We start from the raw sequence: 24,086 nt of genomic DNA on the forward strand, positions 1-24,086 counted from the left end.
CGAATCTGTCGCCAGGACGGTCACGGTATTGCCCAGTAGCGCTTCTCGGTGTCAACGTCCGTACCCCAGCCGACGATGTCGACCCAGACGTTGACGTTGTCCTGACCCTGGTAGCAGCTGAGTTCCTGCGAGCCTGTCCCGTTGAAATTCACGGTGTACGCGTGGCCAGCGATGTGAGTGTTGTCGTCGGAGTTGCACCAGACCTGCGCATTGCCGATGCTCAGGTTCTCCCAGTTGACCGTGTACTTCAGGCAAGCGCCGTTGTTGCAGCTCGCACCGAAGCCTCCCTTGCTCACCCAGACCTTGGGCGCGGGCGGAGCGTCGGTCGTTGCGGAGGCTTCGGCGACGCTAGACCAGCCAGCGGCATTGTGCACGCGCACCTGGATCGCGTAGTTCTGTGAGTAGCCGTTGCCGACGTTCCGCGAGCCGCTCGCGCTCACTGTCTCCCATCCGCCCCAGCCACCACCCGGACCGCGCACGTTGATTTGCGTTGTATCAATCGCGGCGCCGTTGTTGCCGTTATTGCTCCAGCGCAGAGTAATCGCCTGAGCACCGTTTTTCGCCGCGCTCGCGCTCGGCTGCGGCGGAATCCCGTATGGCGTCACCGAGTTGGACGGTGCAGACTCGACGCCGGTGTAGCTGCCATCACCAGTGTTCGACAGTGCACGAATCTGCAGGTTGTACCCTGCACCGTTCGACAGTCCACCGATCGTCGTGCTACTAAGGGCCTGCCAGTTGCCGCTACTGTTCAGCCGGTACTGGTAGCTGATCTCCGAGTCCCTGGCTCCGTTGCGCTGATCTGCGTTCAGTGTGTACGACGAGGTGATCGTGATCGCGCCATCGCCGGCAGTGATCGTCGGCGTCGCTGGCGCATCAGGTCGTAGCGCGCCGCGGCGCTCGGTGGAGGCCGGGCTCCACGCACCCCAGCCAGCCTTGTTCTCAGCTCGCACGATGTACGTGTAGCCCGACTCCGAGGTATCGACCACAACGGCCTGGCTGGTTTGCCCCGATGGGACATCGATCGTGGTGACCGTCGTTCCTCCGCGCATGACCTGCAGCGCATAGTGCGAAATGGCGTCGCCATTGTTGTTCGGTGCGACCCAGTTGACCTGCATCTGTGCCTGCGATCCGACCGGAGCGAGTTCGGCGGTCGTCGGCGCCGATGGCTGCATCGGCGGGCCCGCGGGGACCATCGCGAGCGACCATCCGCTGAACGTGGACGGATCAGGCGCTCGGTTGTGGGCCTGCACGCGCACCTGATACGACGTGCCGTTCTCCAGCCCCTCCCACGTCATCGCGTTTCCGGTAACGCCGGTCTTCTCAGTGATGCCTGACGGCGGTGCGGGCGAGATCTGCAGGGTGTACGACTCGACCGGTGAGCCCGGTGTCGTTGGCGTCTTCCACGCCACCTTGAGCGACTTGTCACCGAAGACGAGCGTCGGCGGAGTCGGAGTATCTGGGCGCGCATCAGGACGCGCAATCTCCGACGCGGCTGACGGCTCGGAATCGCCCACACGGTTGGTCGCGACGACACTAAATGTGTACTCGACGTTGTTCGTCAGCCCGTCCAGGGTGCAGGTGGTCGACGCACACTTTTTGCTGTACGCGCTTCCTGATGTGCTCGACACCGTGTACTGAGTGATTTCAGCACCATTGTTCGACGGCGCAGAGAAGGACACCACGACACTGCGGTCTTGCACGCTGGTCACCTGAGGGCGACCGGGCACATCGGGCACACCCTGCACCGTGACGACGACGCGGCCACTGACATGGCGGTCCACATCGGTCGTTGCATCTTCAATCGTGTAACGAACGACGAGTGTGCCGACAAACTTCGCGCCCGGCGTCACCGAAATCTGATCGCCCTTGATCGCCGCGGTGCCGTCACCGGTCTCCGTTGCGACCGAGACGAGCTCCAAAGGCGTCTCAGGGAACGGGTTGACGTCATTGCTCAGCACCGGGACCGAGATGGTTTTGCCCTGATCTGCCTGATCGATGGTGTCAGTATTCGCCGTCGCAAGAGATCGAGTCGACGCGGCGACTCGCACGATCACGGCGCCTTCGATCGGCTCAGTTTCGCCGTCAGAGACGCTGATTGTCAGTGTTGCGGCGGTGCCCTTCTTAGCGTTTGACGCTGCCTCGACAGACAGCGTGGATCCGTCGATGCGCGCGCTCATACCGTCGCCCGCTCGGCCGACCAGCTTGTAGGTGTGCTTTCCGGCATCGCCCGGGTCTGGGTCGTTCGTCAGGGCTGCCAGATCGAGGGTCGTGGCAGGCTCGCCAGCTGCGACATTGAGTTCACCACGTGTAAATGTTGGCTGCTGGTTGGATGGCGGCAGTACGGTGACCGGAATCGTGAGTGTCGCCTTGCGACCATCCGGATCATCGGGTCCGGTGCCGTCAGTCACCTCGAACGTAATGGCATCCTCGCCGAAATACCCGGCGGCAGACGTGTAGGTGAGCGTGCTGGCATCTTTCACCAGATCAGAACCGTCGGCGTGCGCCGCGCTCACCTTGCTGTGCTCAGTGATGACGACGTCGCCACCACCGGCCGCGCTGACGTATTCCGCAAGCGGCAAGGCCTTCGTCTCGCCGCTGACGACCTCGACAGGCTTCGTCCACGTGGTGTACGGGCGCATATCGCCCAGCGCCGGAACGAAAATGAATGCAGAGGTCGCAAGATCGTCTCGGTCGGTGAGCGTGTAACGGATGAGCTGCATCTCCTCGCCCACCTTCACGCGTACTTTGCCATCTTCCAGACGAGTGCCGCCAGTACCAACAGTGACGTTAAGGGCGTCCGTCGTGCCATCGGGATCTTCATCGTTGGCAAGAATGTCAATGTCAGCGGTCAGCTCACCATCCGCGAGATCGGTGGGGCGCAGGCGATCGTCCCGAGCGATCGGAGCGATCAGCGGCACGTTCTCATCGACGGTGATCTGCAGCACGGCTTCAGCCGTCGCACCGCGGGCATCACTGATCGTGTACTGCAGCGATGTCTCGGCAGCGTGATCCGGGGCCTGCACGAGCACGCGGTCACCGGACACGCGAGCCTCCAGCTCACCGCCATCCGGTAACACAAGCGCATCCTTGACGAGGGCAATCTTGTCGCCCTCTGGGTCAGAGTCGTTGAGCATCACCGGGACGGCAACTTCACGGCCCGGGCGCACGACGACTGAGTCCTTCACGGCATAGGGCGCCTGGTTCACATCTTCCGCGCCGGCGATGCCGACACGGATCGTCGCCGTGCCTTCCTTCCCGAGACGATCACGCACTCGATAGGAGAACGTATCTACGCCCGCCGAATCTGCGTAGGCCTCGTAGACGAAGTAGTTCTGTGCAACCTCGGCGACTCGACCCTTCGTCGGGTTTGATGCGAGGCCGATCAGCTCAACAGAGTCGCCATCTGCGTCGATGTTGTCCAGGGGTACAGCGATGTTCGCGGTGTTTCCACTGAGCACACGGCTGGTGATGTCTTGCGGTCGCGGTGCCGCATTGTCATCCTGCACAGGCAAGATCTGGATAGTGATGTATCCACCGACCTTGTTGCCCCGGGTGTCAGACACCTCGTACGTCGCGTAGACGGTCTTGGCTTCGCTACCGGCTTTGAATCGCACGGCGTCTTGCGAAACGAAAATCTCGCCATCTTCCGGGTCAACGAAGGGTTCGATCAGCTCTGGCTGCAACGTCAGCGCATCACCGATCGGGCTGGTGTCGTTGTCGAGAACCGGGATCGTAACGACGTCGTTCACCCGCACGACTGCCTGATCGGGGATTGTGACCGGAGGCAGAATCTTCGATGGGGCGGGGATCGGGATGACGACCACCTCACCCTCGGCGGTCTTTGAGCCATTGGAAATGCGATAAGTGATGCGCGCCTGCTCGTCGAGCGACCCCTGATCACCGATCCGGAGCGTCTCGTGGTTCAGCACGGATACCGAAATGCCACTGCCGGGCTCCACCGTCACCGACTGGATGACGAGAATGCCGCCGGCCGGATCGGTGTCATTGTTCAGCACCCCGAGGAGCACTTCGCCGCCGGTGGGAAGCAGCGCGACATCGCGCACCGCTACCGGTGGAAGATCCTGGTCGCTGGCGTCGGTGACGTCGACCCGGACGATTCCCTGCACACCATTCGGCCCCGCCGCAACCTCGTAGAGCACGTAGTAGACGCCCTTGGTCGGCGCGCTGAATGTAAAGGTCTTGTTCGGGTAATCGGGGACGATCGTCCCCCCGGGTGTCTCGTCGCCGTTCACCCGAGTAAGACGCAGCTGCTCGCGTCCGGAGCTCGAGTCGTTTGCGAGCGGGGCAACGGTCACCTGCTCGCCGACGCGAGTGATCACGTGGTCAGCGTTCGTCTTGGGCAGCGTCGATCCGGAAGGACGCACATCGAGGACGAGAGTGCCGGTGGTCAATTCGCCGAGGGCGTCTGCAACAGTGACGCCGACTTCCTTGCGACCCTGTGTGCTTGTGGTCGCACGGTACGTGATCTGACCATCGGTGGTGAATTCAACCTCGTCACCGGGTGCTGCAAGGACATCCTTCAGATAGATGTCATCGCCCTCGGGGTCGATCCAATCCGGCAGCACGTTGTACGAGACGGTTCCGCCCGTCTCGATCGCGAGAGTTGTGGTGCGTTTCGGTTTCGGCGCGGTGTTGGTGTCCCAGTCCTTGACACTGAGGCTGACCGTCGCGGTGTCTTCGCCCCCGCGTCCGTCATTCACCGCGTAGGTGAAGGATGCCGCGCCGGATGCCTTCTCATCCACGGCTATTTGGAGTGACCCGCCGTCATAGATGGGTTGCACAGTTCCCACGGCGGGCTGTTCGGCGGCGAGCGACGCAACAAGCACGTCACCGTCGGCGTCATTGTCGTTGTCGAGCACGGGCAGCGCCGTGGTCTGGCCAGGGCGCACGCCGAAGTTGTCGTCCTCGGCAACCGGGGGCGTGTTGGTGTCTGTCCGGACCGGAAGAGTGGTTTCCACCGTCTCTTCGGTGGTTTCTTCCTCATCTTCGGTCTCACCCTCGGGCGGCGTCAGGTCGTTCCAGTTATCGACCTGCTGCAGGCTTTCGTCTGCGAGCCACGCGCTGCCGCTGACTGTGTCGTTGAGGATGATGACGTCGCGATTCACGCGGAACGTCAGCGAAGCGTTTCCCTCGACACCGGGAATCTCGGCGGAGACGTCGCTCGCGTCGCTCGGACACTCGCGCACGAACTTTCCCGAGCCTGCCCACGCACCGTAGGTGCAGCCGAGGAGTGACACCGGGGCCGCTGGCGTGCCCTGGCCGCCCGCACTGGTCATCACAGGCTCTCCGCCATCGAGCGGAACGCTGATCAGGTTCGACGCGGTCGCGACGGTGACGGCATCTGTCGCCACCGAAGCTTGCTGCAGCACCGCACTGTCAGCTTCGGGGATCTCGGTCCGGAACCCACCGGGCGTCATCACAGCGCTGTCGGCCGGCGACAACACCACCGGGGTCTGTCCGACCACGGTGATTGTGGCCGCGATCGACGTGTCGATTTCACCCAGCGACGACGTGGACGGCTCAAGAGCCTCACCCTCGTTGTCGACCGGGATCGTCACGACCTCGGCCTTATCGCCGTTCAAGGCGTAAACCGTGCCGTCCTGGCCGACGGCCACATCGGCGTTCTTGCCGAGCTCGACGAGCGGATCGCTGCCCTGCAGCTCGAAGCCGGAAAGACCACGCACCGGGATGACCCAGAGGTCGCCAGATGCAGGATCGAGGACAGCGGCGGTCTGCGCACCCAGCGCGACCTTCGCCGACCCCGGAATAGTCGTGGTGTCTGCAAGCGAGACGCGTGCGGGATCAACGGCGGTCAGGGTCGCGTTGCCCTGGTCAACCACCAGGATGGTGGCGGCATCCTGCAGAATGTCGAAGTTCTCACCGCTGGTGCGCAATCCGCCGTCCAGCAGCGTCGATTCGTTATTGAAGTGACCGACCATTAGCGCGGATGACTTCGTGATCCACACGCCACCATCGTTGAGATCAACCTTGGTCGTCGGGTTGCCCTCATATGTGAAGGCCAGAGTGGCGATCGCCACCGCCGCCACTGTCACACTCGCCGCAGACGCGATCGTCTTCGGTTTTGCGCGCAGCCATGTCAGCGCCTTCATGACCGGTTCCCCCCTGGTCGTTCGTATAGATCGCACCGCTCATCCCGTTCAGATGGCACGAGGCACCCGGATATCCTAACTGGCTCACATGGATGCGCCGAAGGGGAGAACTGCCCACGTGGTCAGTGCGCGCGCCAGCATCCTTCGATGTGGTCGTCGACCATGCCGCCGGACTGCATCAACGCATACATGGTCGTTGCCCCCACAAAACGAAACCCCCGTGCGCGCAACGCCTTGCTCATGGCTGTCGATTCGGCCGTCACCGCCGGAACTTCGGCAAACGACCGTGGACGGATGCCGACGGGCGGCGCGAACGACCACATGAAGTTGTCCAACTCTCCCGACTCCATCTCGGTGACCAGCCGGGCGTTGCCGATCGTCGCGAGAATCTTCGCGCGGTTGCGGATGATCCCGGCATCCGTCATCAGTCGCTCGACGTCATCATCGCCGAACCCGGCGACCTTCGCGGGATCGAACCCCTCGAAGACCTCGCGGAATCGCGGTCGCTTGCGCAGAATCGTGATCCAGCTCAGGCCAGCTTGGAAGCCTTCCAACGACAGCTTCTCGAAGAGCGCACGATCGCCGTGCAGCGGCACGCCCCACTCCTCATCGTGGTAGCGGATGTACTCGCCATCCGTTCCAACCCACGCGCAACGTGCGCGTCCGTCATCCGCGGTGAGAAGAGAGCTCATGCCTACAGCGTAAACAATGCCGCCGACGCTACTTCTTGGCGGCCTTCTTCAGAGCCTTCTCTGAGATGGGCGCCTCACCGGACGCGGCGAGCGCAGCGTAGTACGCGCGCGCCTCGTCCTGTCGCTGCTGCTCGATGCCACTCGCGAGGGGTGCGCGCACATGCTCAGGCTCGTAACCGAAAGCGTTGACGAGATCGAGTGCGTGCGGACGAAGCCGCAGGCACAAGCGGTCGATGTAGCTCGACACGACCGCGGCACGCTGAGTCGACAAACGACCGTTGATGATGTGCCAGGCGAGGTGTTTCTCGATGAGCTGCAGTCCGAACAGGTCGCGCAGCCAGGTCAGCACCTTCTTCGTGTCGCCGCCTTCCGGGATGCTGTTGACCGCATCGGTGAACGCCTCCCACTGCAGCAACTCGCCGTGCGCACGGGCAACTTCAATGAGGTCGGCCTGATTCTCGTTGAAGAGCTTCTCGCCCAGCACCTTGTCTTTGCCGGCGTGACGCAGGTTGCCGGCGATGTCGGCCACCATCTGCTGCACACGATCAGCGAGCAGCTCGTGCTGCTGCTCTGCGCGCAGACCGTTTTCAACAGAACGCGCGGTCGAACCGAAGTCGGCGACAGTCTGGCCGAAGCGACGAAGCCCCGCGCCGTGGAAAGCCTTACCCGCAGTCTGGCCAAGTGCGAACGCGGCGAGCGCCTTCGCATCCTTGTCTTTGAACTGCTTCGCAAAGTCGGTGAGCAGACGCTTGCCAACCAGCTGAAGAAGGATGTTGTTGTCACCCTCGAACGTGGCGTAGACGTCGAAGTCTGCGCGAAGCCCCACCAGGCGATTCTCAAACATGTAGCCGGCACCGCCGCAGGCTTCACGTGCCTCCTGCAACGTGTCGAGCGCATGCCACGTCGACAGCGGCTTGAGCGCCGCGGCAAGAGTCTCGAGGTCTTCGCGATCATCCGGAGTATCGGTGCGACCAGAGAAAACGCCATCGAACTTCTGCAGGAACTCGTCGTGCGCGAAGATCTGCGCATACGTCGTCGCCAAGCGCGGCAGCAGTCGGCGCTGGTGCTTGCCGTAATCGAGCAGCACGACCTCCTGCCCGTCCGCACCGTCGAACTGGCGGCGCTCGGTGGCATAGGTGATCGCGATGTGCAGGCCAAGCGCAGACGCCCACGACGCAGCACCGTCGAGCGAGACGCGCCCCTGCACGAGGGTGCCGAGCATCGTGAAGAACCGGCGTCCTGGGCTGTCGATCGGGCTCGTGTAGCTGCCATCGACCGCGACATCGCCGTACTTATTCAGCAGGTTGGTGCGCGGAACACGAACGTGGTCGAACGAAAGACGCCCGTTGTCGATGCCGTTGAGGCCGCCCTTCAGACCGTCATCCTCGCGGGTGATGCCGGGAAGGTCATTGCCGTCTTCGCCGCGCAACGGCACATAGAAGCAGTGCACGCCGTGGCTCACACCGTTCGTGATGAGCTGCGCGAATACCGTCGCCGCAATCCCATGCACCGCGGCGTTGCCGAGGTACTCCTTGGTCGCTGCCCTGAACGGCGTATTGATCACGAACTCTTCGGCCTCGGGATCGTAGGTTGCTGTGGTTCCGGCGGAGGCGACGTCAGAGCCGTGTCCGATCTCGGTCATGGCAAACGCGCCGGGGATCGAGAGATCCATGGCCCCGGGGAGCCACTTCCTGTGGTGCTCGGCGGTGCCAAGCTGGTGGATGGCTGAACCGAACAGCCCCCACTGCACGCCCGCCTTGATCTGCAGGCTGGGATCGGCTGCGAAGAGCTCTTCGAACGCGGTGATGTTCGCACCGTTGGTCTCTTCGCCCCCGAATTCTTTGGGGAACGCGCGGTGCACGGCCTTCTTTTCCACCAGGAGGTGCATCTGGCTGAGCACACGCTCACGGTGCTCGTCCTTGCCGAGTGAGTCATCCCGCCAGAACGCGGAGTCTTTGATCATCTCGCGAGCGGTGCGGCGGGTGTCGGCCCAGGTACCGAATAACAGGTCGGTGACGCGCGCGACGTCGATACGGGTAGCGCCGTCAGCGGCGGATACCTCGGAAGGCGTGGATGTGCGGGCGGCAACGTCGACCATGAAGATTCCCATCAGAGAGAAGTAAGGATGCTTCGATCGTAGGACTCCTCCAATGCGGTAGCGAGTGACATGTGCGCTTCCTCCAATCTGATCGAAGGGCACGACCGGGTGCGATTGTCGCCTCACTACAGGTCTGCCGTTCTCAGGGCACTTTCCCACGTCGGAGCGGTGACTTCCTGAGTCTGAATGATGGGAGGAGGAACGTGTCGGATTCAGAGTCAGATGGCCGACGCGTCCCTCCTTTCAACGTCTCATTGGGGAGCGCGGCAGGCATACTCTGGAACGATGAGCCTGAAGTATCAGACCGAGGCGGTCAACCGCGATGGCAGCACTGGCACGAGCGCGGTGCGCGACGGAATCGCTGTGGCAGTATCGTCGCCGCTCAACCCCGATCGTGATGTATCAGCGACCAACCCAGAGCAACTGCTGGCCCTGGCCTGGGCGACCTGCCTGAACGCCACCGCGCGCACAGTCGTCGAGAATAAGCACCGTACGTCCGTCCGCGTCGAGGTCGAGTTGCACGACGCGAACCCCGGGCCCGGTTACGAGTTCCACGTCGACGCGTATCTCTCGGTCGAGGGAGCGGATGCTGCCGAAACCGAGCGCGCGCTCGCCGCAGCCCACGCGCGTTGCCCGGTGTCGAAACTGCTCAGCAGCGCTGCGACCGTGCGCGTGCACGCCGAGAGCTACCAGGGCGCCTAAGAACGGCTTACGGCCAATCAGTTCGCGGCGACGACCGCGAGTACCGCGTCGCCGTAGGCCTCACGCTTCTTCTCTCCGATGCCGGTAATCCCGTCGAGGTCGTTCAGGGATGCCGGGCGCGCTTCGGCGAGCGCGCGCAGCGTCGCATCACCAAAGACGATGTACGCCGGCTTGCCGATCTCTTTGGCTGTCCCGGCACGCCACACTCGCAGCGCCTCGAAGAGCGAGCGGTCACCTTCGGCCACGGCATCCGACGCTGCGGAAGTCTTGCGTGCACGACTCGCGCTGACGCGGCCCATGGTGTCTTTTCGCAGCGGAACTGAGGTCTCGCCACTCAGCACACCGCTCGCAGCTTCGCCGGGCGCGAGGGTGCCGTAGTCGCCCTGGGCGACGAGGATGCCACGGGCCAGCAGCTGTCGAACGACACTGCGCCAGTCCTGATCGGAGAGGTCAGCGCCGATGCCGTAGGTCGCAAGGCCGTCGTGCTTCTGCTGACGGATGCGGTCATTCGAGGAGCCGCGCAGGATGTCGATGAGGTGTCCGGCGCCGAAGGCCTGGTTTCGCTCGCGCTTGAGTCGCACGATGGTCGAGAGTAGCTTCTGCGCCGGCACGAGGCCGTCGAAGGTCTCGGGCTTCTCGAGGCAGGTGTCGCAGTTGCCACAGGGGCCCGAGTCCTGACCGAAGTAGTTCAGCAGGTTCTGACGTCGACACTCGACGGTCTCGCTCAGCGCGAGCATGGCGTCGAGGTGCTGTCCCATCCGCATCTTGAAAGTACGGTCGCCGGGACTCTGGTCGATGAGTCGGCGCTGCTGCACGACGTCACCGAGGCCGTAAGCCATCCATCCGATTGCCGGTTCGCCGTCGCGACCGGCGCGACCGGTCTCTTGGTAGTAGCCCTCGACCGATTTCGGTAGGTCGATGTGTGCCACGAAGCGGACGTCTGGCTTGTCGATGCCCATGCCGAACGCGATCGTCGCGACCATCACGACACCGTCTTCGCGGAGGAAGCGCGACTGGTTGGACGCGCGCACTTCGGCGGGAAGACCCGCGTGGTACGGCAGGGCGTCAAACCCCTGAGCGGCAAGATATGTCGCCGTCTGCTCGACCGATTTGCGACTCAGCGCATAGACGATGCCCGCGGAGTTCTCGGGCTGAGACCTGATGAACGACACCAGCTGCTTGCGCGGGTCGACCTTCGGCACAATCCGGTACTGGATGTTCGGCCGGTCAAAGCTCGCGACAAAGTGTTTCGCGTCGTCGAGCTGCAGCCGATCCGTGAGCTCTTTGTGAGTCGCGTGGGTTGCCGTCGCGGTGAGCGCCATGCGCGGAACACCGGGGAATCGCTCACCCAGGTCGCCGAGCGCGAGGTAGTCGGGGCGGAAATCATGGCCCCACTGCGACACACAGTGCGCCTCATCGATCGCAATGACGCTGAGCACGCCGCGCTGGAGCAGCGCCGTCGTCTGGCGGTTCGACAGTCGCTCTGGTGCGACGTAGATGAGGTCAAGCTCACCAGCAATGTACGCGCGCTCGACCTCGGCACGTTCGGCCACAGCCTGGGTGGAGTTCAGGTACGCCGCGTTCACGCCGTTGGCGCGCAGCGCATCGACCTGGTCGTGCATCAGGGCGATGAGCGGGCTGATCACGAGCCCGGTGCCCTCCCGAACGAGCGCAGGCACCTGATAGGTGACGCTCTTGCCCGCGCCGGTCGGCATCAGTACGACAGCATCCCCGCCGCCGACCACCTGATCGATGACCGCCGCCTGGTCGCCGCGGAATTCTTCGTACCCAAAGACGGTATGCAGCGCCTCGCCCGCGGTCGAGTACCGCGAGGGCGTCGCCTTGCGTTCGGTGGATGCCGTGGGCATCGTCCGTACGGCCGTTGCAGGCCCCGGGCCCCAATCGAGAGGCGGCTCGTAGCCGGCGCCTGTGGCTCCCAGTCCATCGGCTCGGGCGGTGGCGCGTCATCCCACGGCTCATAGCCGTCGGCAGGCTCGGGTGCTCTGTCATCCCACGGCAGATCCTCGTACGGGTCACGGGGTGTCTGCGGCATCCCTCCAGCGTAACGACCCGCGCCGACACCGTCGGCCGAATTCCACAGGCCGCCCACTCTGTGGGTGTGCTGTCCTATGGTGAGAGCAATCGAAGGAGCAGCCATGACCGACGACATCACCGTCACCCGCAATGACGAAGCCTCGCGGTACGAGATTCATTTCGACGAGACCCTGGCCGGGTTCGCCCAGTTCGAGCGACGCCCTGGCGAGATTCTCTTCACGCACACCGAGGTCGATCCGGCATTCCAGGGCAAGGGACTGGCGGCAGTTCTCGCGGCCGACGCACTGGCAGATGCCGCGGCATCAGGCGACACGATCGTGCCGTATTGCCCGTACATCGCCCGCTACCTGAAGCGCAACGAGTTGGCGGGGGCGAAGGTCCGCTGGCCGCAGCTTCCCGACGATCCGGCTGACGCGGCGAGCGCATGACGATCGGGCAGCGCGCCATTTCGCTTGAGCCTCGTGAGGTTCCGCTCGGCGGAGTGCGCGGGATGAGCGTGCTGCGAACCCTGCCGAATCGTGACCTGCCGACGGTGGGAGCGTGGTGCTTCCTTGACCGCTTCGGACCTGATGAGGTGCGCATGCGCGTCGAACCGCACCCGCATATCGGGCTGCAGACGGTCACCTGGCCGCTCGTCGGCGAACAGCGCCACCGTGACTCACTCGATAGCGACGTCGCGTTGAGGCGCGGTCAGCTGAATCTGATGACTGCGGGCAATGGCATCTCGCATTCTGAGTACTCGGTCGGTGAAGACGCGCTCCCCCTCGATGCGTTGCAGTTCTGGGTTGTCTTGCCTGAATCGGCACGACATGGGGCCGGCGGGTTCGAGCAGCACACATCACTGCCGGTCGTGGCGCTGCCGGCCGACGATGGTCCGGATGCCGCCGCCACGGTGGTGCTCGGCGAGTTCGCCGGGGTGCGTTCCCCCGCAACCGTGCACACGCCCATTGTCGGTGCGGAGATCTCGCTGCCCGCCGGTGCCCGTGTCGCGCTTCCCCTGAACCCGGCGTGGGAGCATGCCGTGGTGCTCGTCGAAGGCGATGTGACGGTTGATGACCGCACCGTCGCGCAGAACGAAATGCTGTACCTCGGGGACTCACGCTCTTCGATGACCGTGTCGAGCGTCGAGGGCGGACTTCTCTTCGTCCTCGGCGGTGAGCCGTTCGAAGAAGATCTCATCATGTGGTGGAACTTCGCCGCGCGCACCCACGATGAGATCGCGCAGGCGCGTCATGACTGGGAGACGCCGGATGCCGCATCCGCCCGATTCGGCCACGTCGTGACCCACGGCGCCGAGCGAATCCCCGCTCCCGAGCTTCCGAACGTGACGCTGAAGCCGCGCCGCCGGCGCATCTGAGCGCTCGGTAGACGCAGTCCTCCCGATTGGCACCGCTTCCGGCTACTCGAGATGCGGTCACTTGGTGAGACTCGTCGCGATGGCCTTGATCGCTGACAACACGATCTTCACGTTGGAGCGCTCTCGCGTTTCGGGTCGAGTGAGGCAGTCGATATATCGACCGAGTCCGGGGTTCACGAGTGGGCGCAGAACGAGGTCGGGATGGTCTCGAAGATCGGTCGTGTAGCGGGGCATAAGCGCTACGCATCCGCTGGCAGCGACAACGGCGGCGGCAACGCGGAACTCGTTGATTCGGTGGGCGATGCGTGCCTCATTCCCGCCGATGCTGGCAATCATGGTGATGGCATGCGATAGCGGGAACCCGTCCTGCACTGCCACCCATCTTTCGTCGACGAGATCTGCTGCTTCAATCGAGGTCTTTGCGGCCAGAACGTGATCGCGGCGGAGGGCGAGATCCAGGGGCTCAAAAAGGAGCGGCTCGACATGCACCGATCCCGGCCATGGCGGGCTACCCACAAGCCTGTGCGCCAAGACGAGATCGTGGTCGGAAGTGAGCTGTGGAAAGCGCTCCTGGGAGACGTCGAAATCGCTGAGCATGACATCAGGCTGGCCACGGACATCTAACGCCGCGATGAGAGGACCGAAGACTGCCAGGCCACCACTGTGGAACGCCGCCACCGACACTGCACCCGTTTGATCTTCCTGGAAGCGCGTCACTGCGTGCTCGGCTCTTTTGAGCGCAACTTCGACGTCGATCGCGGCCACAGCCAAGGCGTGCCCCGCCTGGGTCGAGCGCGGTGCGCCGGCCCTCCTTGAACGTCAGTGGCACCGCTGAATGCCTTTGCAACGCACTGATCTGCTGCGAGATCGACGACGGCGTGACGTGCAAGGCAGCCGCTACGGCGGCGATGCTGCCTCTGTCGCCTAGCTCCCTTAGCGCGCGCAGTTGACCGAGTTCCATAAGTTCAAACTAATCTATTGGTCACAAAACTGCTCTCTTGTCTTATGCAACGCTGATCTGGACGATGGAGGAGTGATCGCTCTCCTCTCTCGACTTCGCGTCGACGTGCTCCTGCTTCTCGTCGCCGCGGCGTGGGGGTCGACCTACCTCGTCGCGAAAGAGCTCGTTTCTCCGAGTACGGTGGTGACGCTGCTGGCGTTAAGGATGCTGCTCGCCGCTGCCTGCATGGCCATCATCGTGGCAATTCGGCAGAAGCGCGTGACCGCACCAGAAATGCGGGTCGGCACGATCCTCGGAGTGTTACTGGCTGCCGTCTTTGCGTTCGAGACCTTCGGCATCGCCCACACTTCGGCGACCAATGCCGGACTCATCATCAGCCTGACGATCGTGTTCACTCCGATTCTTGAATCCGCAGTGTCGGGTCGGCGAATGCCAGGCAGGTTCTTTTTCGCCGCCGGAACTGCCGTCATCGGGGTCATTCTCCTCGCGGGTAACGGCACGTTTCGCCCCCCGAGCCTCGGTGATTTGCTCATCCTTGCGGCCGCCATTGTTCGTGCCGTTCACGTCACGTCGATGCATAAACTCACCAGCGCTCGACCGATGGACTCGCTCCACCTCACGACGGTTCAGCTGACGACCTGCGCAGCAATCTTCTCGGTTGCGTCCATGTTCTACGGTGATTCGCTCCCGCACTTTCTCTCGACATTCGATCTCGGGCGTGGCGCACTTCTGCTCTATCTCGTGCTCGCGTGCACGGTCTTCGCTTTCCTAATTCAGACCTGGGCAGTCCGACGCACCTCACCATCGAGAGTCAGCCTCCTCCTCGGTACCGAGCCAATCTGGGCCGCACTCGTCGGAGTCGTCCTAGCCCACGACAGCGTGACGGCAGTCGGCTACTGCGGCATCGCACTCGTCCTCGCCGGAACAGCTTGGGGCCGCTCCGTCGAACAGCGTCACCGCCTCGCCACCGCCTCGGATCTCAGCACGCCGATTACCGCCGCCAGCGGAGAATCAGCGCCAGCGCGCCAGTAGGCTGAGTCAGTGCCCAACAACCGCGTACTGTCGACCCGGACGCTGCTGGTGTGCGCGGCGATCGGCGTCGCGACGGGACTGGTCTCGGCGGCGTGGGCCGGCCTGCATATCCTCGTCCTCGCAATCGGCGCCGTGCCGCTGTACGGTCTCGTCCTGGGTTTCACGTTCTCCCCGGCGTCATCGCTCAGCAGGCGCTTCGCGCGCCATGGGTCGCTCTCATCACCCACGCGATCGCTGCGCTGATCGGTATCGCGTTCGTCCCCGCGATGGCGGGGCGGTACCTACTTGCGGCCGTCGTGTTCGGCGGAGTTCAAGAGGCGGTGTCAGCGCTCACGCGCTACCGGCACTGGGAGCCGTGGCGCTTCCTGCTGTCGTCCGCTGTCACCGGGATCGTGATCGCCGTGCCCCTCTGGTTCGCTTTCGATGTTGCCGCTCTTCCCGTCTGGGGCGCGATCGGCTTCGCCGTGCTCTTCGTGATCGGCCCCGTCGCCTGGACCCTCGTCGGGCTCGGACTCGGCGGCGCCCTCCGTCGCGCAGGAGTCATCCGCGCCTGACGCGCAACCACGTGAGGCACAATCAGCGGCGCACCTCAGGTAAGGCTCGGCTAACCTAGAGGTGTACTGATCCACCGGGACTTCCGGTTCCTGATCCATGGGAACCGCCAGTTCCTGATCCATTGGGACCACCATCCCTGAGCCTGTTGAAGGGTCGCCGTGCGCACATCCGCGCCCCTGCTTCGTGTGCGTGACCTCTCCCTCACCCACGCAGGCTCGACACACCCTTCTCCGGCCGACGTCAGTTTCGACATGCATCCGGGCGAGGTCATCCTGGTGCTCGGACCCAGCGGATCGGGCAAATCAACACTCGCGCTCGCGCTGAACGGCCTCATCCCGCAGTCCGTCCCTGCGGAGGTCAAGGGAACAGTCGAGGTACGAGGTCGCAGCACGATCACGACCCCGGTCGCCGAGCTCAGCACCGACATCGCGATGGTTTTTCAGGATCCGGATGCCCAGCTCGTCACCGGGACAGTGCTCGATGAAGTTGCCTTCGCGCTCGAGAACCTGCTGCTGCCGGTCGACGAAGTTCTGGCCCGCACCGAGGCTGCGCTGCGACGCGTCGCACTCTGGGATCGCCGCAGCTGGAACCCCGACCGCCTTTCCGGTGGCGAACGGCAGCGCCTCGCAATTGCGTGCGCGCTCGCCATGGGGTCGCCTCTCATCGTGCTCGACGAGCCCACTGCGAACCTCGATCCGCAGGGCATCGACGATGTCTACGACGCCCTCCGCGACCTCATCGCTGCCGGTGACCGTGCGATCGTGCTCGTGGAGCACAACCTCGATGCCGCGATGCGGTTCGCCACGCGCACAATCGTGCTCGACCGGGACGGACACCTCGCCTTCGACGGCCCGATCGACGAAATCCTCCGTGGCCACACGGACAAGCTCATCGCCATAGGCGTCTGGCTGCCCGCGGCGACCCTGGCGGGGCGGATGCTGCGCGAGCGCGGCATCCTCCCGGAAGACGTTCCGCTCCCCCTGACACCCGAGGAACTAGCCGGCGCCCTCGCGGCGGCCGGCAGCGCGGTACAGAGGCAGGCTCAGATCCCACCTGTCGGTCGACACACCGAGGATTCGACCGACATCCGTACTTCCGACCGGCATCCGTACCAACCGGTGCCCGAGCACGCCATCGTCCGCGCTCGCGGGCTCACCGTAAAGCGCGGCGCGCACGAGATTCTGCACGGCATCGACCTCGACATCCCCGCCGGCTCGCTCACCGCGATCGTCGGGGCCAACGGCGCGGGCAAGACAACGCTCATCCAAGCTCTTGCCGGTGTCGTGCCGCCACCCAAGCGACAGGTGATGATCGGGGATCTTGACCCAGGAAAGGCATCACCGCGCGAACTCGCCGCCCGCATCGGGTTCGTGTTTCAGAATCCTGAGCATCAGTTCATCGCCCACACGGTGTTCGATGAACTCGCGCACGGCCTCCGACTGCGCGGCACCACCGATCATGAAATCACAGAACGAGTCGGAGAGATGCTCACCCGTTTCGGGCTTGAGAAGAAGGCCGACGTGCACCCGTTCCTCCTCTCCGGCGGCGAGAAGCGACGCCTCTCGGTCGGCACGGCGCTCATCACCCGCCCGGAAGTGCTCGCCCTTGACGAGCCGACGTTCGGACAGGATCGCGCCCGAGCCTCGGAGCTGCTGCGCCTGCTCAGAGATCTGCAGACGGAGGGCACAACAGTCATCCTTGTCACCCACGACCTGCAGCTTGTCGCTGACCACACGACTCACACGGTGATCCTCGCGGGCGGTCGAGTGCATGCCGCCGGCCCGACTGCTGAGCTGTTCGCCACCGAGGGCCTCTTCGAGTCAGCGGGACTGCGCCTGCCCCCGGTGCACCGAGCCCTCACTCCGGCGCTACGTGATCTCCTCACGGAGGCCGCACATTGAGCACCTCCGCAGCGCCCACCACGACGATCGATCCTTACGCACCAGCAGCACCGGCATCCGCCCGGCATTTTCTGCACCATCTGAATCCGCTGGCGAAGATCGCGGCGGTCGCGCCCGCGATGGTGATGCTGCTGTTCGTCCGGGATCTGGCGACCCCGGCATCCTTCATCGTGCTCGCGTACGTCATCATCGTGATCGGCGCCCGCCTCAGTGTCCGCACCACTGCACTGCTTTTCCTCGCGGTCCCGGTGGGCATCGCCGTGATCGGTGTCGGGTTCTCACTCTGGGTGGATGCTGCGATCGTCGACGACACCGCACCATTCCTGCAGATCGGAGGATGGACGCTGTTCACCGGCGCGCTTCAGGTCGGGTTCGCCACCGCGCTGCGCCTGGGAGCGATCCTCACACTCGCATTGATCGGCGGTCTCACAACGACCGGACCGGATCTTGTGCGGGCCAGCATCCAACAGCTTCACGTGCCGTATCGGATCGGATACACGGCTCTGGCCGCCTACCGATTCGTGCCGCGCTTCGGCTACGAGCTCGCTGTCATCCGCGCGGCCCATCGCGTGCGCGGCCACCACGGCGGGCGAGGCCCGTTCGCGCGGATGGCCCGCGGGTGGGGCTACATTGTGCCGCTACTGGCCAGTGCGATCCGGCATGCCGAGCGCGTCGCGCTGGCGATGGATTCTCGCGCGTTCGGAGCGCACTCCACCCGCACTGAGCGCTATCTCGTGCCGTTCCGCGTTAGGGACGTCGTCTTCATCGCGCTGTTCCTCATAGGATCCGCGGCGATCTTCATCATGCTGTTCCCCGTATAGAAGGAAATCCCCGGTCCCAATCGATCTGGGGCCGGGACTTCCTTTTATCAACGACTGCAGATGCCGTCTTGCTGATGTGTCAGCGCTTGCCGGCGATCGGACGGCTCACGATGTCACGCATGATCTCGTTTGTGCCACCGTAGATGCGGTGCACGCGAGCGTCGAGGAAGGCACGAGCAATCGGGTACTCGGTGATGTATCCGTAGCCACCGTGCAGCTGCACGCACGTGTCGAGAATTTCCCACTCGCGCTCGGTCGTCCAGAACTTGACCTTCGCGGCTTCTTCACCGGTCAGCTTCTTGTCCTTGTACGCGAGCAACGCTCGGTCAAGATACGCCCACATGACATCAACGGTGGTCGCGACATCCGCCAACTTGAAACGGGTGTTCTGGAAATCGATGATCCGCTCACCGAAGGCCTCACGGTCCTTCGTGTACGCGACGGTCCAGTTGAAGGCGGCCTGCGAAGCGGATGCCGCGGCGATGCCGATCGACAGACGCTCGAGCGGCAGGTTCATCATCAGCTGGATGAAACCCTGGCCCTCTTTGCCGCTGATGAGGTTCTCTTCGGGAACGAAGACGTCGGTGAACGACAGCTCAGCGGTGTCGTGTCCGTGCGAGCCCATCTTGTTGAGCTTCTTGCCGTGATCGAAGCCCTCCATGCCGTTCTCGATGATGACGAGGCTGAACGCCTCTGGCCGGTTACCCTCACCGGTCTTGACGAACGTCACGACGATGTCGGCAGTCTTGCCGGACGAGATGAACGTCTTCGCACCGTTGACGATGTAACCACCGTCGACCTTCTTGGCCGTGGTCTTGATGCCGCGCAGGTCACTGCCCGCACCAGGCTCGGTCATCGCGAGAGCACCAAGGATCTCGCCGGTGGCCATGCGCGGAAGCCACTTCTCTTTCTGCTCCTGCGTGCCCATGTGCACGATGTACGGCACCGCAAGGTCATCCTGAATGCCAAATGCGCCAGCGAGCGATCCAGCACCGGCGGCGATGACCTCTTCGTTCACGACCGTGCGGAAACGGTAGTCCTGCAGCATGCCGGCGCCACCGAACTCTTCGGGAACGGAAAGCCCGATAATCCCGGCCTCGCCCGCGGCAAGCATCGTCTCGCGGTCAATCTCGCCGTCAGCGTCCCACTTCTCTATGGTCGCGTTCGACACGTGGCGCTTGACGAAATCCTTGACGAGGTCTCGGAATGCCTCGTGATCCTCTTCGTAGATGTCGCGTTCCATGCCATCCTCCTGAATAGTCAGTGCATCGTTGCTTCCGCGATTCTATGCCGGAGAACGGATGTCGGGACAGCCTGTTGTGAGAATGCATCCCACCATGCGTGGGACTGCGTTCCGTGTTTGTGGGATGCCACAGAAGAAGTCAGTGCGGGTAGTCGGGCGCGGCCGGGAGCTGGAAGAACTCCTCCAGCGTGCGATAACCACCCGCGTGATAAACCGCAGCGAGCTCGGTACCGATGTACCGCACATGCCAGGGCTCTGGCATGTAACCCGTCCGGTCCGTCGCACCACTTTCGTAACGCACCACAAAGCCGTACTCCCAGGCGTGCTCTTGAACCCAACTGCTCTGCACGGTGTCACCGAACTCGTCAATGCTGGTGCATCCACCCGCGCATGCAACGAGATCCACGGCCAGGCCGGTCTGGTGCTCGCTGAACCCCGGCCGCGCAGAGCCCTGATCGGCTCCCGCCTGCCCCTCAGCGTCGACGAACGACGAGTACGTCGCGACCTGCAAGTCGTAGGAACGGTAGCCGTTGTTCATTCCGATTGATCCTGCCCCGGCCTCGGCTGCCGCGGCGACCATCGCATTGAGTGCGGTCATCGCGTCCGTGCGCAACAGGTCAGAGGCGGTCGTCGCCGTCAGGGCGGGAGTCGCCACCGGATCGGGCACGAATTCCAGCGGTGCAAGCGGTCGAGTTTTGTTCACCACAACCCAGAATCGCGCAGGGTCATTGAGCAAGATGCACGGCGCGTTGCCCGCAACGACAGCATCGCGAAATGCCACCCCGCCGCCGAAAGCTGCGATCGTCGCCGCGTCATCGCCCGAAGAGAGAGCGTCGACAACACCCGCGTCAGAACACGGATCAGTCGCGATGACGCCGGTGAGGTCGACTTCAGGCAGGGCGGCCGCAACGACGGGCATCGGCGGAAGCTCTGCTTCGGCAACGACGGGCACGTCGGCAAGCGCCCACAGCGCCCCCAAAGCGGTCACCGCGAGACCGATAGGCAAGGCCACGGTCAACGCGCGAGGTCGGCGCGACGCATGCCGGGGTCGCAGGGCGTCACTCATTTGTCCATTGTCGCTTAATCTGGATGCCGCTTAGCCTAAATCGAACATATATCCCCGCTTCACTTGACTTAACCTCGATTATTTGTTCGACTCATCATATGAGGTGGCAAGGACAAACAGTCGACGATGCAGATGCGGCAGCGCTGCCCGGACTGGAGAACCGCACCGGCATCGTCCGTACGGTGACGACGCCCGAGTTCGCCGGAATGACCTTCCACGAGGTACTCAGCAAGACGGCCCTGAACAAGGTTCCGGCGGCGTCGCGAATGCCATTCGCGTGGACGATCAATCCGTACCGCGGCTGCAGTCACGCCTGCGTTTATTGCTTTGCCCGCGGCACGCACGAGTACCTCGACCTCGATGGCGGCGGTGACTTCGACTCGCAGATCGTCGTGAAGGTAAACGTTGCCGAGACTTTGCAGAAAGAGCTGCGCCGCGGCAGTTGGCGCCACGAGAGCGTGGCGCTTGGTACGAACACCGACCCGTACCAGCGCGCGGAAGGGCGCTACAAGCTGATGCCCGACATCATTCGGGCGCTGGCCGAATCAGGAACACCCATGTCGATCCTGACAAAGGGCACGCTGATCCGGCGCGACATCCCGTTGCTGGTAGATGCCGCGAAGCTCGTGCCGATCGAGATTCAGATGTCGATCGCAATGTACGACGACGAGCTCCAACACTCGATCGAACCGGGGACTCCGAGCACGCAGGCGCGGCTCGACACGGTCCGCGCTCTGGCCGATTCCGGATTTCGCGTCGGCGTCTTCCTGATGCCGATCCTGCCGCACCTCACAGATTCGGTTGCCGCGATCGATCACGCTTTGCGTCGCATCAGCGAGTCCGGGGCCGATCACGTGATCTACGGCGCACTGCACCTCAGAGCTGGCGTCAAACCGTGGTTCTTGCAATGGCTTGAGCGCGAGCATCCGCAATTGTCGTCGTCGTATCGAGCCCTCTATCCGGGAGCTTCGGCGAACGCTCCGAAGGAATACCGCAAGTGGCTCGCCAATCGCGTACGCCCGCTCATCCGCGCCTATGGGCTGGAAACCCGGCACTCTGCTGGCGACTCTCCGACTCGGCACATGCCGGGGCGCCCGCCCGAGCGCGAGGAAACCGCTGCGCCAGCCATGCTCTTCTGAACCGGGCGATCCCGTCTGAGCTGCGCGATGGACGCTGCGCACCCGCGTAGGCTCGAGCGTTATGGCAATCGGCGCAATGATCCACACCTTCGCAGCACAACTGGCCGACATGGATCGCGGTGTCTACGAGGACTTCACGTTGCGTGTGGCGCGGCATCCGTCCGAGACGGACGCCTACATGGTGACGCGCCTGCTTGCGTATTGCCTGGAATACGAGGAGGGCATCGCGTTCAGCGAGGGCATCTCCAAGACCGATGAACCGGCCGTGCTGGTGCGCGACCTCACCGGACGACTCACAGCATGGATCGAGGTGGGTGCACCGGACGCGGAGCGCATGCACTACGGCAGCAAGCTCGCCGATCGCACCCGGGTCTACACGCACCGCGACCCAGCAAAGGTGATTTCGGCGTGGGCGGGCAAGCGCATCCACAACGCCGCCGAGATCGAGGTGTTCAGCTTTGATGCCGGCTTCATCGACGATGCCGTTCGAGTGCTCGAGCGGCGCAACACTCTGACACTGTCAGTGACCGAGGGGCAGCTGTACTTCGACCTCAATGGAACTTCACTGAGTTCCGCCCTGCACACACACCGGATCGAATGAGCCTGACTTTCGGTTCATAACTCCTCCAGAAACACGCGAAAGGGCCCCGGAAATCGATTCCGGGACCCTTCTCCGCAAGATCTGGAGGAGTTATTAACGCGCGGGCTACGAGGTCAGCTCAGAGTTACTGGGCAGGCGCCCGGCGATCTCTTCGATGACGTCGTCGCCGACACGGGCCTGCTCGAACGGCGCGTCAATTTCGGCGCGATCCAGCAGTTCGGTCATCCGACGCTGACGCTGACGGGTGATGAGCGTCACAACACGACCCGAACGACCGGCGCGACCCGTGCGACCTGAGCGGTGCATGTAGGTCTTGTACTCGTCCGGCGCATCAGCCTGCACCACCAGGTCGATGTCGTCGACGTGGATGCCGCGGGCTGCGACATCAGTGGCAACAAGAACCTGCACGCGACCAGAGGTCAGACGCTCGAGGTTGCGGGTGCGCTTGGCCTGGTTGAGGTCACCGTGCAGCGACACCGCAGGGATGCCGGCGTCATCGAACTGCTCGGCAAGCATCTCCGCGTACGCACGTGTGCGAGCGAAGACGAGAGTCTTGCCCTTACGGTCGACCAGTGAAGTCAAGACCTCAGCCTTGTCGCGGTGCTCGATCACGAGCACGCGGTGCTCGATCGTTCCGGAATCCTGGTCTTCACCAGCGACCTCGAACACCGCCGGGTCCACGAGGAACTCGTCAACGAGCGCAGCGACCTCGCGGTCAAGCGTCGCCGAGAACAGCAGCTTCTGGCTGCCCTCCTGCGTGTGACGGAGGATGCGCTGCACCGGCTCAACAAATCCGAGTTCACACATGTGGTCGGCCTCGTCGAGGACAGCAATGCGGCAGTCAGACAGGTCCAGCTTGCGCTGGTTGATGAGATCTTCGATGCGCCCGGGAGTGCCGATGACGATGTCGACGCCCTTCTTCAACGCACCGACCTGACGTCCCTGAGGTACGCCACCATAGATTTGCGTGGTGAACAGACCAACACTGCGCGCGATCGGCTGGATCGTGCGGTCAAGCTGCAACGCGAGCTCACGCGTCGGGGCGAGGATGATCGCACGGGGCGAGCGACCGAACTCACGACGCTTGCCCGCCTGCGACTTCAGCACGCGCTCGACGAGCGGAGCACCGAAGGCGATGGTCTTGCCCGAGCCTGTGCGGCCACGTGCGAGCACGTCGCGTCCATCGAGGACGGCGGGGATGGTGGCGGCCTGAATCGGGAACGGCGCTGCCGCTCCCATTCCGGTCAGGATCTCGACGATGTTCGAGCCGATGCCGAGGTCAGCAAATGTGGTGCCATCAACCTCAGGTGCCGCAACGACCTTCGCCTCGAGACGCGCGTGAACGACGTCCTCGGTGGGCTCGAACGGCTTTGCAGCTGTGTTGTTCCAATCGTCACGGGTCGGACGCTGCTCGCTGCGACGATCATCGCGACGCGGACGCTCGTCACTGAAGTTGCGACCCTCAACACGAGGACGCGCGTTATAGCGAGGACGCTCTCCGCCGCTGTCGGCGCGGTTCGGGCGCTCGGTACGGGCCGGACGCTCGTCCCGGTTGAAGCGGGGACGTTCAGCACCACGGTCGGAGTTGTAACGAGGACGGTCGCCGCCACGCTCGTCACGTGCCGGACGGTCGTCACGTGCCGGACGCTCATCGCGGTTGAAACGGGGACGCTCAGCGCCACGATCACTGTTGTAACGCGGGCGGTCACCACCACGCTCGTCACGTGCCGGA

At 63.8% G+C, this 24,086-nt stretch carries 18 protein-coding genes and 1 pseudogene; 10 read left to right on the top strand and 9 right to left on the bottom strand.

What is annotated here, in order from left to right; translation table 11 throughout:
* Window positions 1–20: 20 nt before the first annotated feature.
* From DC31_RS11870 to DC31_RS11880, 3 genes are all read right to left on the bottom strand, one after another.
* The gene (locus tag DC31_RS11870; RefSeq protein ID WP_036280281.1) at window positions 21–6,131 is read right to left on the bottom strand and encodes an Ig-like domain-containing protein; all 6,111 of its coding nucleotides are present in this window, start codon (window positions 6,129–6,131) and stop codon (window positions 21–23) included.
* Between the two features lie 122 nt (window positions 6,132–6,253).
* Entirely contained in the window at window positions 6,254–6,823 is a 570-nt protein-coding gene (locus DC31_RS11875; RefSeq protein WP_036280284.1) for a DNA-3-methyladenine glycosylase I, read from the bottom strand.
* Between the two features lie 28 nt (window positions 6,824–6,851).
* Window positions 6,852–8,921, bottom strand: coding sequence for an acyl-CoA dehydrogenase family protein (locus DC31_RS11880; RefSeq protein ID WP_036280440.1), 2,070 nt, complete (start codon window positions 8,919–8,921; stop codon window positions 6,852–6,854).
* Window positions 8,922–9,206: 285 nt separating this feature from the next.
* Between DC31_RS11880 and DC31_RS11885 the strand changes: the two genes are divergently transcribed.
* On the top strand, window positions 9,207–9,623 hold the full coding sequence (locus DC31_RS11885) for an OsmC family protein (protein WP_036280286.1): 417 nt from the start codon (window positions 9,207–9,209) through the stop codon (window positions 9,621–9,623).
* Window positions 9,624–9,640: 17 nt separating this feature from the next.
* Here the strand turns inward: DC31_RS11885 and recQ are convergent, their stop codons facing one another.
* The gene (gene recQ, locus DC31_RS11890; protein ID WP_051606847.1) at window positions 9,641–11,491 is read right to left on the bottom strand and encodes a DNA helicase RecQ; all 1,851 of its coding nucleotides are present in this window, start codon (window positions 11,489–11,491) and stop codon (window positions 9,641–9,643) included.
* A gap of 288 nt (window positions 11,492–11,779) precedes the next feature.
* Here recQ and DC31_RS11895 point away from each other — a divergent pair, with 288 nt between their 5' ends.
* Together DC31_RS11895 and DC31_RS11900 are read left to right on the top strand one after the other, a co-directional pair.
* Window positions 11,780–12,106, top strand: coding sequence for a GNAT family N-acetyltransferase (locus DC31_RS11895; RefSeq protein WP_036280289.1), 327 nt, complete (start codon window positions 11,780–11,782; stop codon window positions 12,104–12,106).
* On the top strand, window positions 12,103–13,035 hold the full coding sequence (locus tag DC31_RS11900) for a pirin family protein (RefSeq protein ID WP_036280291.1): 933 nt from the start codon (window positions 12,103–12,105) through the stop codon (window positions 13,033–13,035). Before DC31_RS11895 ends, DC31_RS11900 begins: the two co-directional genes overlap by 4 nt.
* Window positions 13,036–13,092: 57 nt before the next feature.
* Here the strand turns inward: DC31_RS11900 and DC31_RS11905 are convergent, their stop codons facing one another.
* Entirely contained in the window at window positions 13,093–13,800 is a 708-nt protein-coding gene (locus tag DC31_RS11905; protein WP_235201481.1) for a LysR substrate-binding domain-containing protein, read from the bottom strand.
* 85 nt (window positions 13,801–13,885) lie between these two features.
* Window positions 13,886–13,996 (bottom strand): annotated as a pseudogene (locus DC31_RS20580) (LysR family transcriptional regulator); the annotation flags it as partial.
* Between the two features lie 72 nt (window positions 13,997–14,068).
* Here DC31_RS20580 and DC31_RS11910 point away from each other — a divergent pair.
* The 5 genes from DC31_RS11910 to DC31_RS11925 all read left to right on the top strand — a co-directional run bounded on the left by DC31_RS11910 (window position 14,069) and on the right by DC31_RS11925 (window position 18,305).
* The gene (locus DC31_RS11910; protein ID WP_051606848.1) at window positions 14,069–15,028 is read left to right on the top strand and encodes a DMT family transporter; all 960 of its coding nucleotides are present in this window, start codon (window positions 14,069–14,071) and stop codon (window positions 15,026–15,028) included.
* Window positions 15,029–15,037: 9 nt separating this feature from the next.
* Entirely contained in the window at window positions 15,038–15,271 is a 234-nt protein-coding gene (locus tag DC31_RS20305) for a hypothetical protein (protein ID WP_327036862.1), read from the top strand.
* Window positions 15,208–15,582: an ECF transporter S component gene (locus DC31_RS11915; protein ID WP_327036861.1), complete on the top strand. Its 375-nt coding sequence runs from the start codon at window positions 15,208–15,210 to the stop codon at window positions 15,580–15,582. The genes DC31_RS20305 and DC31_RS11915 overlap by 64 nt, the downstream gene beginning before the upstream one ends.
* Before the next feature lie 159 nt (window positions 15,583–15,741).
* On the top strand, window positions 15,742–17,484 hold the full coding sequence (locus DC31_RS11920; protein WP_036280293.1) for an ABC transporter ATP-binding protein: 1,743 nt from the start codon (window positions 15,742–15,744) through the stop codon (window positions 17,482–17,484).
* Complete coding sequence (locus DC31_RS11925) at window positions 17,481–18,305, top strand: energy-coupling factor transporter transmembrane component T family protein (RefSeq protein WP_036280296.1); 825 nt, start codon at window positions 17,481–17,483, stop codon at window positions 18,303–18,305. Before DC31_RS11920 ends, DC31_RS11925 begins: the two co-directional genes overlap by 4 nt.
* A gap of 79 nt (window positions 18,306–18,384) precedes the next feature.
* On the opposite strand, the gene DC31_RS11930 is transcribed toward DC31_RS11925, so the two are convergent.
* Window positions 18,385–19,548, bottom strand: a complete 1,164-nt coding sequence (locus DC31_RS11930; protein WP_036280299.1) for an acyl-CoA dehydrogenase family protein — start codon at window positions 19,546–19,548, stop codon at window positions 18,385–18,387.
* Between the two features lie 139 nt (window positions 19,549–19,687).
* Window positions 19,688–20,614 carry a M15 family metallopeptidase gene (locus tag DC31_RS11935; protein WP_036280301.1) on the bottom strand — a complete coding sequence of 309 codons (927 nt, stop codon included), beginning with the start codon at window positions 20,612–20,614 and terminating at the stop codon, window positions 19,688–19,690.
* 98 nt (window positions 20,615–20,712) lie between these two features.
* Here DC31_RS11935 and DC31_RS11940 point away from each other — a divergent pair, with 98 nt between their 5' ends.
* The gene (locus DC31_RS11940) at window positions 20,713–21,753 is read left to right on the top strand and encodes an Rv2578c family radical SAM protein (RefSeq protein ID WP_081813826.1); all 1,041 of its coding nucleotides are present in this window, start codon (window positions 20,713–20,715) and stop codon (window positions 21,751–21,753) included.
* A gap of 61 nt (window positions 21,754–21,814) precedes the next feature.
* Window positions 21,815–22,354, top strand: coding sequence for a YaeQ family protein (locus tag DC31_RS11945; protein ID WP_036280304.1), 540 nt, complete (start codon window positions 21,815–21,817; stop codon window positions 22,352–22,354).
* Window positions 22,355–22,459: 105 nt separating this feature from the next.
* On the opposite strand, the gene DC31_RS11950 is transcribed toward DC31_RS11945, so the two are convergent.
* Window positions 22,460–24,086, bottom strand: a 1,627-nt coding sequence (locus tag DC31_RS11950; RefSeq protein ID WP_036280306.1) for a DEAD/DEAH box helicase, incomplete at its 5' end; no start/stop codon positions are given.

Origin of the sequence: Microbacterium sp. CH12i (genome assembly GCF_000685355.1) — a bacterium.
Classification (GTDB): Bacteria; Actinomycetota; Actinomycetes; order Actinomycetales; family Microbacteriaceae; genus Microbacterium.

What these genes read in the sequence shown, in the direction of transcription:
- DC31_RS11885 (WP_036280286.1), top strand. Translation starts at nt 9,207, where the DNA reads ATGAGCCTGAAGTATCAGACCGAGGCGGTCAACCGCGATGGCAGCACT.
- DC31_RS11930 (WP_036280299.1), bottom strand. Translation starts at nt 19,548, where the DNA reads ATGGAACGCGACATCTACGAAGAGGATCACGAGGCATTCCGAGACCTC.
- DC31_RS11875 (WP_036280284.1), bottom strand. Translation starts at nt 6,823, where the DNA reads ATGAGCTCTCTTCTCACCGCGGATGACGGACGCGCACGTTGCGCGTGG.
- DC31_RS11900 (WP_036280291.1), top strand. Translation starts at nt 12,103, where the DNA reads ATGACGATCGGGCAGCGCGCCATTTCGCTTGAGCCTCGTGAGGTTCCG.
- DC31_RS11880 (WP_036280440.1), bottom strand. Translation starts at nt 8,921, where the DNA reads ATGGTCGACGTTGCCGCCCGCACATCCACGCCTTCCGAGGTATCCGCC.
- DC31_RS11870 (WP_036280281.1), bottom strand. Translation starts at nt 6,131, where the DNA reads ATGAAGGCGCTGACATGGCTGCGCGCAAAACCGAAGACGATCGCGTCT.
- DC31_RS11935 (WP_036280301.1), bottom strand. Translation starts at nt 20,614, where the DNA reads ATGAGTGACGCCCTGCGACCCCGGCATGCGTCGCGCCGACCTCGCGCG.
- DC31_RS11945 (WP_036280304.1), top strand. Translation starts at nt 21,815, where the DNA reads ATGGCAATCGGCGCAATGATCCACACCTTCGCAGCACAACTGGCCGAC.
- recQ (WP_051606847.1), bottom strand. Translation starts at nt 11,491, where the DNA reads ATGCCCACGGCATCCACCGAACGCAAGGCGACGCCCTCGCGGTACTCG.
- DC31_RS11895 (WP_036280289.1), top strand. Translation starts at nt 11,780, where the DNA reads ATGACCGACGACATCACCGTCACCCGCAATGACGAAGCCTCGCGGTAC.
- DC31_RS11940 (WP_081813826.1), top strand. Translation starts at nt 20,713, where the DNA reads ATGAGGTGGCAAGGACAAACAGTCGACGATGCAGATGCGGCAGCGCTG.